9 protein-coding genes and 1 pseudogene are annotated in these 14,629 nt (G+C 63.5%); 9 read left to right on the top strand and 1 reads right to left on the bottom strand.

Translation table 11 applies throughout. The annotated features are described in order from the left end of the window. Positions 1-293 precede the first annotated feature (293 nt). The 9 genes from ACVILH_RS31875 to ACVILH_RS31835 all read left to right on the top strand — a co-directional run bounded on the left by ACVILH_RS31875 (position 294) and on the right by ACVILH_RS31835 (position 14,213). On the top strand, positions 294-1,229 hold the full coding sequence (locus tag ACVILH_RS31875) for a DUF2493 domain-containing protein (protein ID WP_456716432.1): 936 nt from the start codon (positions 294-296) through the stop codon (positions 1,227-1,229). Beyond that, a complete protein-coding gene (locus ACVILH_RS31870) occupies positions 1,226-1,852 on the top strand; it encodes a hypothetical protein (RefSeq protein ID WP_456716431.1) in 627 nt (208 codons plus the stop codon). The genes ACVILH_RS31875 and ACVILH_RS31870 overlap by 4 nt, the downstream gene beginning before the upstream one ends. Before the next feature lie 543 nt (positions 1,853-2,395). Then, positions 2,396-2,716, top strand: a complete 321-nt coding sequence (locus ACVILH_RS31865; protein WP_456716430.1) for a DUF736 domain-containing protein — start codon at positions 2,396-2,398, stop codon at positions 2,714-2,716. Between the two features lie 302 nt (positions 2,717-3,018). After that, the gene (locus ACVILH_RS31860; RefSeq protein WP_456716429.1) at positions 3,019-3,249 is read left to right on the top strand and encodes a hypothetical protein; all 231 of its coding nucleotides are present in this window, start codon (positions 3,019-3,021) and stop codon (positions 3,247-3,249) included. Positions 3,250-3,702: 453 nt separating this feature from the next. Continuing rightward, a complete protein-coding gene (locus ACVILH_RS31855) occupies positions 3,703-4,959 on the top strand; it encodes an efflux RND transporter periplasmic adaptor subunit (protein WP_456716428.1) in 1,257 nt (418 codons plus the stop codon). Between the two features lie 3 nt (positions 4,960-4,962). After that, positions 4,963-8,136 carry an efflux RND transporter permease subunit gene (locus ACVILH_RS31850; protein WP_456716427.1) on the top strand — a complete coding sequence of 1,058 codons (3,174 nt, stop codon included), beginning with the start codon at positions 4,963-4,965 and terminating at the stop codon, positions 8,134-8,136. Then, positions 8,133-11,204 (top strand): efflux RND transporter permease subunit, encoded by a 3,072-nt coding sequence (locus tag ACVILH_RS31845; RefSeq protein ID WP_456716426.1) that lies wholly within the window; start codon positions 8,133-8,135, stop codon positions 11,202-11,204. The genes ACVILH_RS31850 and ACVILH_RS31845 overlap by 4 nt, the downstream gene beginning before the upstream one ends. A 389-nt stretch (positions 11,205-11,593) precedes the next feature. After that, positions 11,594-11,914, top strand: coding sequence for a DUF736 domain-containing protein (locus ACVILH_RS31840; protein WP_006611602.1), 321 nt, complete (start codon positions 11,594-11,596; stop codon positions 11,912-11,914). Between the two features lie 439 nt (positions 11,915-12,353). Next, positions 12,354-14,213 carry a sensor histidine kinase gene (locus tag ACVILH_RS31835; protein WP_456716425.1) on the top strand — a complete coding sequence of 620 codons (1,860 nt, stop codon included), beginning with the start codon at positions 12,354-12,356 and terminating at the stop codon, positions 14,211-14,213. A 251-nt stretch (positions 14,214-14,464) separates the two neighbouring features. On the opposite strand, the pseudogene ACVILH_RS31830 reads toward ACVILH_RS31835, so the two are convergent. After that, positions 14,465-14,620 (bottom strand): annotated as a pseudogene (locus tag ACVILH_RS31830) (response regulator); the annotation flags it as partial. Positions 14,621-14,629: the final 9 nt, after the last annotated feature.

Below are 14,629 nucleotides of genomic sequence, written 5' to 3'. Positions count from 1 at the left end.
CGGGTGCAAGGGGGATCTCGTCTATGCCCGAGAGGGCCGCGCCGAGGGCCTTCTTCAGAGGCGATCGGACGTCAGCCGGTCCGGTCCGGCAATGGCGGTTCGCAGCTATTTTCCGCCGGCCCGCAAGCGGGCCTTTGCATCGCGAAGCAAAATAGCTGCGCACCGCCATCCTCCGCTATCGCTCCGGCCCGCTGCTCGAAGGCAGCGGGTTCTGGTCCGGGCCGCCCGCCGTCTTGGAGATCGCTATGGAAGGCCGCGATGGGCGCGGCTCTGACGATCAAAGACGAGGTCCCATGTCCGACCCGCAAGACGAGATGCGTGAGCCGCGCGACATCCAATCGACGACCGACGACGCCCTGACCGAACTCCAGCTGCATGGCTACCGGCCATTCGACGACGAGCCTGATCCGCGGCCGCTGCCCGAGGGCCGAGTTATCGCAAGCGCGGTCGCCGACATCTTCGATGCCCTGGTGGCGACGCTCTCCGACACCCGCCTCGAGCCCGAGCTGAAGGACCTCTTGTGGTCGACGGTCAACCTGTTCCACCGCGCGACAATGCGCATCGAACGAGAACTCGACGACAACGAGCAAGCGCAGCGCACGAGCCAGCGTGAGCAGAATGGCTCAGAAGTACGCTCGGTCGAGCTCGAGCGCCTGACGTCGGAAGGATTGTCACTGGTCGAGCGCCGCAACGCCATAGAGCTGTTCCGCGACCTCGCCACTGAGGCCTTCGAGCTCCACGCGCGATCACCTTGGCGCCCGCGGTCTGGATCGCAGGTCAACCATCGCACGCTGACAGCGGCCATGATCGACTCCCGCGACTTCCTCGCGGCCAGGCGCCGGGCCGAAACCGAGGTCATGCTGCCAAAGGGTCCGAAGATCGCACTCACCGGCGGACCTGACTTCAACAATGTCGCTCTTATCTGGGATCGGCTCGACAAGGTCCACGCGAAGCATCCAGACATGGTTCTCCTGCACGGCGGCTCGCCGAAAGGCGCCGAATTGATCGCCTCCAAATGGGCCGCGAACCGCAAGGTACCGCAGATCGCCTTCAAGCCAGATTGGACCAGGCACAACAAGGCCGCACCCTTCAAGCGCAATGACGCGATGTTGGAGACGCTGCCGATCGGCGTCATGGTCTTCCCCGGTTCGGGGATCCAGGGCAACCTCGCCGACAAGGCTCGTCGCCTCGGTATTCCCGTTTGGACCTTCGGGCAGGGCGGCGCGTGAGCGCCGCCGAGCCAACCCTTTATGGAAGGCGAGCGGAGACGCCGAAGTCGGCGCGCCTCTCCGCAACTTTGTCCAAATCGAAATTGATGCCGCTTGGATCGCGCCGCGGTGGTTGGTGGAAGGCGCATCCGTCGAAGTCATGTGCGGAGGCCACCACCATGCTTGCCATTGCTCTCCTTCTTGGACTGATCAGTCTTGGCCTGATGTGCCGGACGCTGTTTGCGCTTGCCGTCAACGCGTTGCCATTCTTCGTCGCGGTCAGCATCGGCTTCACGTTCGTGAATGCTGGAAATGGAGTCGGGGTGGCATGTCTCGCCGGGTTCATCGCGGGCGTGCTCACCCTGGTCTGTGGCCGGGTTCCGTTCGCCGTCTCGGGATCTGTTCTGGTGCGCGGCGTCATCGCGGCCGCTTTCCTCATTCCTGCTGCGATCGCCGGGCGTCACGCGGCGCTGGGGCTGGCACTGCTCGTCGGGCCACTCCCGCTCTGGCGCGAGATCATCGGGGGTTCTGGAGCGCTGCTGTCGTGTTGTGTCGCCTTGCGGCAGTTGCTTGGTCAAGAGCTGCCCCGTCCGTCTCGTTCCGGGCGGGATCACGACCAGCCTTTTCGTTCTTTGCAGCCGTGACTCCTGCGGGGTGCTAGGCCGCTTGTTGTCGAGTTGGCGTCGACGATAGGGGCGTAGTTGATGAGGGCGTCTTCAGCGGATGGAGCACACCACCGCGCAGCTTGCGGCCACTTTGGCGAGGATCTCGACCCAGCTCGATCGGTTGGACGGCTGAAGCAAGGCGCGTTCGCAAGGCATTGGGTGCGATCGAGACGCCCTTTTCTTTCCGGCGACTTCTGATCGTACGCCTGGTGCTGCCGTCCTCTTGTGCTGCCTCAGGTCACCATGTCTCTCCTGTGAGCTGATCAGGGCCGCCGACGCACCTTGCCTCGTAATGGCTTGATCTGGCCGAAGGCCGGCTACGCCTCGATCGCCTGAGCGCAACGCCGCCGGCCAACTTTCTTCCCCTGGGCAGAAGCCCATTCCTCGCGGGACAAGAAAGTTGGCCGGCGCCGTCCTCCGCTGTCGCTTCAGCCCTTCGGGTGCGCCGTCGCTCGCCATTCGCCCGAGATGCGCCATCGAGGCCGCGGTGGTCGCAGCCCGAACCAGCCAAGGAGAGACAACATGGCTTCCATCGGTTCCTTCAAGAAGGTCGGCGACGATTTCCAGGGCGAGATCATCACCCTGAGCCTCAAGGCCAAGGGCGTGCGCATCGTCCCCGAAGCCAACCGCTCCAGCGAGAACGCGCCCAGCCACCGGGTCTTCGCCGGCCGGGTCGAGATCGGCGCCGCCTGGGCCCGCCGCTCCGAGGAGGGACGCGACTATCTCTCGCTCAAGCTCGACGATCCCTCTTTCAACGCGCCGATCTACGCGAACCTGTTCGACGACGAGGGCGGCGAGGGCTACACGCTCCTGTGGTCGCGCCCGCGCAAGGCGGCGGAGTGAGGAGTGAATCGCGCTCCGCCCGGTTCATCCGGGCGGAGCCGATTGATCTGAGACACGGCGACCAACAGCCGTTGGAAGCCCGAAAACGAGGCTTGTTTGTCTGAGTTGGGCCAGATCGGCCTTCCAGCCCTTCGACCGCTCAATTCCGGTCGCCGCCGAAAGCGGACATCCTCTGTACGGGTCAACGTCCGAGATAGTCTCGGGCGCGGACATCGTCGGACCGACCGAAGGTCCGATATGGGCCACAAAGGGACACGTAGTGTTTGTCTGGTAGAGTCAGGCTCCTGTGAGGAGCTTCATAAATGGCAAAAAAGAAGTCGGTTGCGCCAGTTAAACATGCGGTTAAATATGAACTCGACGGCTCACCACATTACGGCGCAATCCAGATCAAGGATGACCGGCTGCATCTCGAAACGCGGCACGGATCAAAAACAGCCGCTCTGAACCCGAAGTCAGACATCCAGTCCCTGACGATGATCTTGCTCATGGAATTGGGAGCAAAGCTCGTTTCGATCAACACTCACTCAAGCTAGCGGCAATCTCTTGCGCACATCATTGGTCCGCTCCGGGTCAGAAGCGGACGCTCAGCCGGCTTGTGGATGTTTCGGCTCGAAGCCCAATCTCTGATGTAGCTGACTCTGACGCGATGTTTGAGATTTCAACGGTCCAGGTTGCGCCTCGGCGCCTTTGAAGGGGTCCGTAATGGTTGTCGGCGAACCCGACTGACCTTGCCGTCGTCCCAGAGGATCACTCAAGCTCTGAACATTGCTGGATGTTTGTTTTGGCCGCCGATCCGTCAAAGCCGCTGAGTGACCTGGATAGTGGCTTAAAAAACACATTTGCCATCATGCCTCGCGAGCGAGCGGACGATTGAAAACGTAGAAGTTGCTGCGGCTCCAGATACCTCCTACACTTCGGAACATTCGATCGTCATGGCATCGTTGCGATGCACGTCAGGATTGCAGAGGCCGAGTTGGTAGGAACCGATGGCGGGAGGTCAGACAGGTGGTGCGGGCGGCGGGTTCGCGCGTAGACTCGCATTTGCGGTCGCGATTTGCATCGGATCGGCCGCCATCCTCTATGTTGAAACGGCCGCACCGAGCTTGCCCTGGATCGCGTGGGACTGGTTGACGGCGGCGTGGCGCCCGGCTGAGGCGGCGGCGCCGCCGCGCCCTGCGGTGCAAGTCAAGATCGCCGCCGCGCGTCGCGAGGACATGCCGATCTTCCTGACCTGCATCGGCAGCGTTCAAGCCTACAATGCCGTAAGCGTCCAGAGTCGCGTGGACGGCGAGATCACGCAGATCCTGTTTCAGGAGGGGCAGAAGGTCGAGCAGGGTGACGCGCTCGCGATCATCGACCCGCGGCCGCTGAAGGCGCAGCTCGACCAGCAGCTCGCGATGCTGCAGAAGGATGAGGCGCTTCTGGCTGGTGCCGAACTCGATCTCGAGCGCTACGAGACATTGGTGAAATCCCAGGCGTCGTCGCGCCAGCAATTGGAGCAGCAGCGCGCGTTGGTCGAGCAGTACCGGGCGCAGATCAAGAACGACCACGCCCAGATCGACTACGCGCGCACGCAGCTCGGCTTCACGACCATCCGTGCCCCGCTGTCGGGGCGCATCGGCATCCGGCAGGTCGATCAGGGCAATTTCGTCCGCGCCAGTGCGCCGTCGACGATCGCCACGATCACGCAATTGCAGCCGATCTCGGTCGTCTTCACCGTCTCCGCCGCGGCGCTGGCACAGACGCAGCTCGTGCCCGGCCAGACCCGGGCGCCTGTTTCGGCCTACGACCAGGACAACGTCACCGAGCTCGACAAGGGCAACGTCGATATCGTCGACAACCAGGTCGACCCCGCGACCGGCACTATCAAGATCAAGGCCAGCTTCCCGAATGCGGCGTTGAAGCTGTGGCCCGGCAACTTCGTCAACGGCCGCATCACGCTCGAAGTGAAGAGCGACGGCGTCACCGTGCCTGCCGTGGCCGTTCGGCATGGCACACAAGGCGACTTCGTCTGGTTGGCACGGCCTGACCAGACCGTCGCGGTGCGCGGCGTCGGGGTAGCCCAGATTCATGAGGGGCGCGCGCTGATCAGTCGTGGCCTTGGGCGCGGCGATCAGGTGGTCGTCGAAGGCTTCTTCCGGCTCGAGCCGGGTGCGAAGATCGAGATCGTCGAGGAGGCGCCGGCTCCGGCGAAGCCGCAGCCAGCCAAGAAGCAGACGAGTTCGGCCGCGGAGAGGGGATAGACCGTGATCTCCGCCCCGTTCATCATCAGACCGGTGGCGACGACGCTGTTCATCATCGGCCTCGTGCTGCTCGGCGCGCTCGGCTATCGTCTGCTGCCGGTGGCGCCGCTGCCGAGCGTGGACTATCCGACCATTCAGGTCGTGACGAACTATCCAGGCGCCTCGGCGCAGGTCGTCGAGACCTCGGTCACGACGCCCTTGGAGCATTATTTCGGTGTGATCTCGGGGCTCGAGCTGATGAGCTCGACGAGCTCGTTCGGCGTCAGCCAGATCACGCTGCAATTCAGCCTGAACCGCAACATCGACAGCGCCGCGCAGGATGTCCAGGCCGCGATCAATGCCGCTGCCGGCTGGCTGCCGATGAGCCTGCTGCCGAGCCCGCCCGTGTTCCACCAGGTGAACCCCGCCGACACGCCAGTATTGATCCTGGCGCTGACCTCGGATGCGATGCCGCTGCACGAGGTCAATGATCACGCGCTGACGATCCTCGTGCCGAAACTGTCGCAAGTATCTGGCGTCGGGCAGGTCACGATCGAAGGTGGCCAGACCCGCGCGGTGCGGCTGCAGATCAACCCGACCCGGATTGCCGGCCTCGGCCTGTCGCTGGAAGACGTGCGCAGCGGCATCGCCGCCACCACGGTGTCGAACCCCAAGGGATCGCTGGATGGTCCGCGCCAGTCGTTCCTGGTCGATGCCAACGATCAGCTGTTCAGCGCCGACACCTATCAGGACGCGGTCGTCGCCTATCGCAACGGCGCGCCGGTGTTTCTCAAGGATATCGGCCGTGCCGTCGACAGCGTCGAGGATGCCGAGCAGGCGGCCTGGTATATGGGACGGCAGGCGGTGCTGCTCGACATCCAGCGCCAGCCCGGCGCCAACACGCTGCAGCTGGTCGATGCGATCCGGGCCGCCCTGCCGCGCTTGCAGGCGTCGCTCCCGGCGCAGATCAAGGTCGCAATCGTCACCGATCGCACCGCCACCATCCGGGCCGCGATCTTCGACGTGCAGTTCACCCTGGTTCTGACCGTGATCCTGGTCGTGCTGGTGATCTTCCTGTTCCTGCGCAAGCTCTGGGCGACGGTCATTCCGGGCATTGCGCTGCCGGTGTCGCTGGTCGCGACCTTCGGGGCGATGGCGTTGTGCGGCTTTTCGCTCGACAATCTGTCGCTGATGGCGCTCACCATCGCGTCCGGCTTCGTGGTCGACGACGCCATCGTGATGATCGAGAACATCGCGCGCCACGTCGAGGAGGGCGAGCCGCCGCTCGCCGCCGCATTGAAAGGGGCGCGCCAGATCGGATTTACGATCGTCTCGCTGACGGTGTCGCTGATCGCGGTTTTCATTCCGTTGCTGCTGATGGGCGGCGTTGTCGGCCGGTTGTTCCGCGAATTTGCAATCACGCTCTCGATCGCGATCCTGATCTCAGCCGTGGTATCGCTGACCCTGACGCCGATGATGTGTGCCCGGCTGCTGCGCTCCGAAGATGCCCCGCAAGGCGGGCTGCTGCGCTGGAGCGAAGCCGCGTTCGATCTCTCGGCGCGGTTCTATGCGCGGACCCTCGATGCCGTGTTGCGTCACCGGTCGGTGACGCTCGTGTTCACGCTGCTGACGATGATCGTGACGGGTCTGCTGTTCTGGACCGTCAACAAGGGCTTCCTGCCGTTGCAGGACACCGGTCTGATCGTCGTGACCACCGACGCGCCACAGGACATCTCATTCGCCGCAATGGCGGCGCGCCAGCGCGAAGTGGCCGACATCATCCAGCGCGACCCGGCCGTGGTTGCGGTCGACAGCTTCGTCGGTGCAGGCGCCGTCAACGCCACCCTGAACAGCGGCCGGCTCTATGTCGACATCGGCACGCCGGAAGCCCGCAAGGACGGCATTCAGGTGGTGATGGCCCGCTTGCAGGCTGCGCTGACCGGATTGCGCGATGTCACGGCGCATCTGCAGGCCGCGCAGGATCTGCAGATCGAGACGCGTGCCTCGCGCACACAATACCAATATGTGCTGCAGGATCTCGACGGGGCCGAGCTCAAGACCTGGAGCGGCCGGCTGCTGTCGGCGCTGCGCCAGCGCAGCGAACTTTCTGACGTTGCCAGCGATCGCCAGGACGATGGCCTGCAACTTTCGCTCGCGATCGATCGCAAGGCGGCGGCGCGTTATGGCGTGACCATGAACGCCATCGATCAAACCCTGTACGACGCCTTTGGGCAGCGCCAGATCGCGACAGTCTATGGGCCGCTGACGCAGTATCGCGTCATCCTCGAGGTCGATCCCGCTTTCCGGCGTGACGACGACATCCTGAGTGGCATCTTCATCAGCCCGGCCTCGGCCCAAGGCGCGACGCTCGACCAGCAGTCCAGTGGGATCAACGCCAGCTTCACCGGTGCGGCGGCGCAGGTGCCACTGTCGGCGGTGGCCCGCTTCGAGCGCCGCGCGGCGCCGCTGCTGAGCGCACATCAGGGCCTGTTCCCGGCGACCACGATCTCCTTCAACGTCCCGCCCGGTATTTCGCTGGGCACCGCGATCGAAGCGCTGCACCAGGCCGAGCGCGACATCGGCATGCCCGCATCGGTCACCACGAGCCTCGCCGGATCGGCGGCGGAGTTTGCCACCTCGCTGAAGAGCGAGCCGTGGCTGCTGCTCGCAGCCGTCGTGACCGTCTATATCGTTCTCGGCATTCTCTATGAGAGCTACATCCACCCGATCACGATTCTATCGACGCTGCCTTCGGCAGGGATCGGTGCGATCCTCGCCTTGATGTTGTTTGGCCGCGATCTCGACCTGATCGCGCTGATCGGCATCGTGCTGTTGATCGGCATCGTCAAGAAGAACGCGATCATGATGGTCGATTTCGCCCTCGCCGCCGAGCGCGAGGAGGGGATGTCGTCGTTCGAGGCGATCCGCAAGGCGTGCCTGCTGCGCTACCGGCCGATCATGATGACGACGATGGCCGCCTTGTTCGGTGCGCTGCCGCTCGCGCTGGGCACCGGGACCGGAGCGGAACTTCGCCAGCCGCTCGGCATCGCGATCGTCGGCGGGCTGATCCTGTCGCAGATCATCACGCTCTACACAACGCCGGTGATCTATCTTGCCCTGGCGTCCTTCACGGGCGCGCCCGCGGCAGTGGCCGCCCCGGTGGTGCTCACGGCGGCCGAGGCTGACGCCGGGCCATGAACATCTCGCGGCCCTTCATCGCGCGTCCCGTGGCGACATCGCTCATCATGCTGGGCGTCATGCTGCTTGGTCTCGTCGCCTTCGCGCGGCTGCCGATCGCCTCGCTTCCGTCGGTTGAACGTCCGACCATCGTGATCAACGCGTGGTTTCCCGGTGCCAGCCCGACGACGGTCGCCACCGCGCTGACCCAACCGCTCAGCCGTGCCGTCGGGCTGATCCCGGGGATCACCGAGATGTACGGCTTCAGCGATCTCGGCGGCGCCACCATCGTGGTGCAATTCGAGCTGCAGAAGAACGTGGACGCCGCCTACGGCGCGGTACAGGCGGCGATGAAGAACGCCGCGCCCGACCTGCCGAAGGGACCCTGGCCGCCTTACGCCTTCAAGGCCAATCCGAACGGCTTCGCGCCGATCCTGCTCGCGATGACCTCGGACGTGGTGCCGATGAGCGAGGTCTACAATCTCGCTGACAGCGTGGTCTCGCCGAAGCTCTCGGAGCTGCCGGGGGTCGCGCGGGTCTACATCTATGGCGCCGAGCGCCATGCCGTCCGCATTCAGATGCAGCCGGATCTTCTGGCCAGCATGAACCTGTCACTCGACCGCGTGAGGATGGCGGTCGTCGCGGCGTCGCAGAACCGACCGAAGGGCGCGCTCGCGGTCGAAGCCCAGCGTTACACGATCGAGGCCGACGACCAGTTGCTGCACGCTGAAGACTACCGCGACCTCGTCGTCGCCTGGCGCAACGGCGCGCCGGTGCGGCTCGCGGACATCGCCAAGATCACCGACAGCGTCATCAACAGCCGTGTCGGCGGCTGGTTCGGCACGAGCCGCGCCGTGATCCTCTATGTCTACAAGCAGCCTGATGCCAACGTCGTCGAGACTGTCGACGCTGTCAAAGCGCTGATTCCGCAATTCACGCAGTGGCTGCCGCCAGCGATCCGGCTGCACACGGTCTATGACCGCACGACGCTGATCCGGGCATCGGTCCATGATGTCGAACAGACGCTCATGATCGCCGTGGTGCTGGTGGTCGCCATCATCGCCGTGTTCCTCAAGCGGCTCGCAGCGACGCTGATTCCGAGCGTCACCATTCCGGTGTCGCTGGCTGCGACGCTCGCGGCCATGTATCTGTGCGATTTCAGCCTCGACAATCTGTCACTGATGGCCTTGACGATCGCCGCCGGCTTCGTGGTCGACGATGCCGTGATCGTCATCGAGAACGTCATCCGGCGGATGGAGCGGGGCGAAACGGCCATGCAGGCGGCCATCGCAGGCTCACGCCAGATGGGCTTCACGGTCATCTCGGTGACGGCGGCGCTGGTCGCCGCGCTGATCCCGGTGCTGTTCATGCCGGATATCGTCGGCCGCTATTTCCTCGAATTCGGCGCGACCCTGGTGATCGCAATCATTGGTTCGGCGCTGGTCTCGCTGACCTTGACGCCGATGCTGTGCAGCCGCTGGCTCGGGCGCGGCGAGCCTTCCACGTCGCAGCCGAGGCCGTCCCTGCCGATGCGCGCCTATGCGCATAGCCTGGATTGGGCGCTGCGCCATCGCGTCCTGTCGCTGTTGGCCACGCTGGTGCTGACCGGCGTCTCGGTCTGGCTGTATCTCTCCCTGCCGAAATCGTTCATGCCGACCCAGGACACGGGCGTCATGCTGGTGCGGACGGTCGCGCCGTCGAACATATCGTTTCCGGCCATGGAGGATCGCCAGCGTGAGGTCGGCGAACTGCTGCTGGGCGATCCCGCGGTGTCCGGCCTGACGTCCTATATCAGCGATGCGCCGCGCAGCATCGGCAATCTCATCGTCGCGTTGAAACCGCTCGACTCCGGCCGGCCGCCGATCCAGCAGGTGATCCAGCGGCTGCGCGAGCGCGCATCGCGCATCGAGGGCGTCCGCGTCTTTTTCATTCCGTTGCAGGACCTCAATGTCGGCGCGCAGGGCGGTTCGGCACGCTATCAATACAGCCTCTACGGTACCGACGAGGCCGACGTGCATCGCGCGGGAGAAGCCATGGTGCGGCGCTTTCGCAACGTGCCTGGCGTGGTCGATATCATCCCCGATTGGGAGACGGGCGGTCTGCAGGCCGGCCTTGCCATCAGCCGCGCACGCGCCGCCTCGCTCGGCGTCACGCCCTTCGGCGTCGACAACACGCTCAACGATGCCTTCGGTCAGCGCCAGATCAATCTGCTGTATCTGCCGACAAATTACGCGCGCGTGATCTACGAGATCGACCCCAAGCTCGCCGTCGATCCGTCGGTCGTCACGCGACTCTACGTGCCGAGCGCAACGGGCGCCGCGGTGCCGTTGGCGGCGCTGACGGTTCCGAAGCGCGCACATGCGGCGATGTGGGCGCGTCACAGCTCGCAGTTTCCCGCCCGAACCATCTCGTTCGATGTCAGCCCCAAGGTCGCCCCGAAGCAGGTGCTGGACGCGATCCGGGCCGAGGAGGCCGCGCAGCGGCTACCCGACGGCGTCAGCGCCGAGTTTCGCGGCGAGGCGCGCGAAGTCGAGAAGTCGCCGCAGCGGCAGATCCTGCTGTTCCTGGCCGCAATCGTCACCATCTATATCGTGCTCGGCATGCTCTATGAGAGCTACGTCCATCCGCTGACGATCCTGTCGACCTTGCCCTCGACGGCGTTCGGGGCGCTGCTCGCGCTGAAGCTCACGGGCCTGCCGTTCTCGCTGATCACCACCATCGCCTGCATCCTGGTGGTTGGCCTCGTTATGAAGAACGCGATCATGATGGTCGATTTCGCCATAGACCTGCAACGCCGCGACGGTCTTCCCGCGCGCGAGGCGATCAGCAGCGCGGCCGCTCAGCGGCTGCGCCCGATCCTGATGACGACCCTGACCGGCATTTTCAGCGCGCTTCCCATCGCGCTCGGCACCGGCCCCGGGCACGAACTCCGGCAGCCGCTCGGCATTGCGATCGTTGGAGGGCTGCTCGTGGCGCAGGTCTTCACGCTATTCACGACGCCGGTGATCTACATCGTAATGGATCGGTGGGGCAGGCGACGTACGGCCGAGTATTCGACGCTCCCCGGAGAGCCGCCCGTATTGATCTAGTGCATTCGGACCGGTTTCGTCTTGGGAGCTAACCTCCTAGATGCAATTTTTTCCGGCGGCTTCTGATCGTACGCCCGGTGCTGCCCGCGTCTAGCGCTGACACAGTTCACCATGTCTCTCCTGTGAGCTGATCAGGACAGCGACGCACCTTGCCTCGTGATGGCTTGATCTGGCCAAAGGCCGGCTACGCCTCGATCGCCTGAGCGCAACGCCGCCGGTCAACTTTCTTCCCCTGGGCTGAAGCCCATTCCTCGCGGGACAAGAAAGTTGGCCGGCGGCGTCCTCCGCTGTCGCTTCAGCCCTTCGGGTGCGCCGTCGCTCGCCATTCGCCCGAGATGCGCCATCGAGGCCGCGGTGGTCGCGGCCCGAACCAGCCAAGGAGAGACAACATGGCTTCCATCGGTTCCTTCAAGAAGGTCGGCGACGATTTCCAGGGCGAGATCATCACCCTGAGCCTCAAAGCCAAGGGCGTACGCATCGTCCCCGAAGCCAACCGCTCCAGCGAGAACGCGCCCAGCCATCGGGTCTACGCCGGCCGGGTCGAGATCGGCGCCGCCTGGGCCCGCCGCTCCGAGGAGGGACGCGACTATCTCTCGCTCAAGCTCGACGATCCCTCTTTCAACGCGCCGATCTACGCGAACCTGTTCGACGACGAGGGCGGTGAGGGCTACACGCTCCTGTGGTCGCGGCCACGCAAGACGGCGGAGTGAGGAGTAACGTGGCTCCGCCCGGCTCACCCGGGCGGAGCCGATTGATCTGAGGCGTGCCGCGGAAAGCCGGTCGAGGCCGCGAAGGCGGACGCTAGCCGCGCGAACCTCAGGTCTGAGTTGGGCCAAAAGTCGCGTTGCTCTTCCACGGGCACTAACGTCCGGTTGCATTCCGATAGCGGCCATTTCGGTCGCCGGGAGCCGTGAAGAAATGCCAGCTCAACGTCTGCTTCGGCAAACCGCGCCGTCTGTTGACTGTTCACCCCTCAAATTCTAAGTCGACGTGATTGAAATCGCGATTAGGATACTTGGCGACGGTACAATTTGACCAAGTCTTTGCTTCGACGCGAGCCACCAGGTCGCTTCATTAAGGACATGCTCGGGTATCCGTTCGCCGAAATACTGGATAACTCTGCGCCCGGGGGGCTGAGAAGGGCAGTTGATGCGTGACGAGATGCCGATATTCCTGAGCGGCGGAGGTCGGATGGGCGAGCTTGTTCGTCTTTTCGACTGGAGCGCGAATCCACTCGGGCCTCCCGAGTCGTGGCCGCAATCGCTTCGTTCGGCGCTGTCCATTTGCCTCTATTCGAGCTTTCCCACGGCGATCTACTGGGGGCCGGACCTTAGGCTCCTTTATAATGATGCGTGGTCGATCATTCCGGCCGAGCGCCATCCTTGGGCTCTCGGCCGTCCGGCAAAGGAGGTTTGGTCCGACATTTGGCACGTTGTCGGACCGCAGTTTGAGAACGTTCTGGCCACGGGTGAAGGCTTTTCCGCCTATGACGAAATGCTGCCAATGATGCGTGGCGGCAGCCTTCAGGAGACATACTGGAACTACAGCTTTACTCCAATTCGTGGCGAAGAGGGCGGGGTTGCGGGCATCTTCAATCAAGGGAACGAAACAACTCAAATCGTCCTGGCGCGGCGCAGTGCCGAGCAGGAGATTACGCGCCTCTCTCTGATGTTCGAACAGGCGCCGGGCGCGACCGCCATTCTGCGGGGGCCCCGTCATGTCTTCGAAATCGCCAACCCCGCATACTTGCAGTTGGTGGGCCGTAACGACATCCTCGGTAAATCGGTGGATCAAGCCCTCCCTGAAGTAGCCTCGCAAGGCTTCATCGAACTACTCGACACCGTTTACCAGAGCGGAGTGCCTTACGCCGGGCACGCCATGCCGATCATCCTGGAACGAAGTGGGATTCGCGAACAACGGCATCTCGACTTCGTCTATCAGCCGATAAGAGATAGCGTCGGCGATCGGTACGGCATATTCGTGCAGGCAACCGATGTAACAGACACGATCCAGGCGGTGGCTGCTCTTCGCGAGAGCGAGGCACGTTACCAGGCCATTGTGAACTCTATCGACCAGATGATCTGGTCGACGCTGCCAGACGGTCATCACGATTATTACAACGACCGTTGGTACGAGTACACCGGCATGCCCAAAGGCTCCACCGATGGTGAGGCCTGGAACGGAATGTTTCACCCGGACGACCAGGAGCGAGCCTGGAAAGTTTGGCGCCACAGCTTGGCTACGGGCGCCCCTTATCACATCGAGTATCGGCTGCGGCACCACTCGGGCGAATATCGTTGGGTGATCGGACGTGCACAGTGCATCCGCAACGAGGCGGGTGAGATCATCCGCTGGTACGGCACGTGCACCGACGTGCATGATTTGAAAGTAGCCGAAGAGGCTCGCCAACTGCTGATGCAAGAACTGAATCATCGGGTGAAGAACCTCTTCCAGCTCTTCGGCGCCATGGTTTACATGACGGGCCGATCGACCAATACGACGGCTGAAATGAGCGCCGCTCTTAAAGAGCGTTTGCAGGCGCTCTCGCGGGCACATGACCTCGTCCGGATCGGCGGAGCGGACTCGATGCCAGCGCATTCGGTGTTGCTCATCCATCTTGCTGAACAGATTCTGGCACCGCATTTGAGTGACGCGCCGGATGGCAAAGTGACGTTAGCTGGACCGGAAATCCTGCTCGGCGAAAAATCAGCCTCCGCCATGGCGCTCATCATGCACGAACTGGCCACGAACGCTGTCAAGTATGGCGCCCTGAGTCATGCAGACGGGAAGATAATGATCTGCTGGGAGCTGACTGGTGACCGTCTGGTTCTGACTTGGAGCGAGCGCAATTCCTCTGCTGCGATGGTCAAGCCGACTTCGACCGGGTTCGGCAGCAGGCTCATAAAGTCTGCAGTGGAAGGGCAGCTGGGCGGAAGCGTCGATATCGTTTGGCAACCTTCTGGCGTACAACTCCGCCTGGAGCTGAGCCGGGCACGGCTGGCCGAGTGATCTGGTCGGCGCACTTCGTTCAACGTGGCAGTGGGTCACGAACGATACGCGTTTCGGCGCGATGTTCGATGTACTCCAGTCGCGTACATAGAGCGCCAATGTCTCAAAAGGGATCAGCAGCAGGCCTCGGCGGGAGCAGCGGTTGTCAGCCAAACCGGAGGTGATTCCCGAGAATCTTAAGGTCTGAGATCGGCCACCAGCAGAATGAAGCAGCGACAGCTGCGCCTTGATCCTGGGAAACTGCCAGCTTGTCACTGTTCAGAGTCTGCAATCTTCTTAGCAATCGTCGGTGCTGTCGCGTTCAATAGCTGAGACACAGCCGTCACGAGCTGAGCCGGCGCAAATGGCTTCAGCAGGAGAATGCTCTCAGGTACTCCTTGGGAGGGCCATTGATCTCCGGCCGCCCCCCCCCCGTG

The sequence above is a fragment of the Bradyrhizobium sp. USDA 4353 genome (assembly GCF_054063215.1).
The sequence above is the reverse complement of the archived record's forward strand: the minus strand, read 5'-3'. Positions and strand labels throughout refer to the sequence as shown.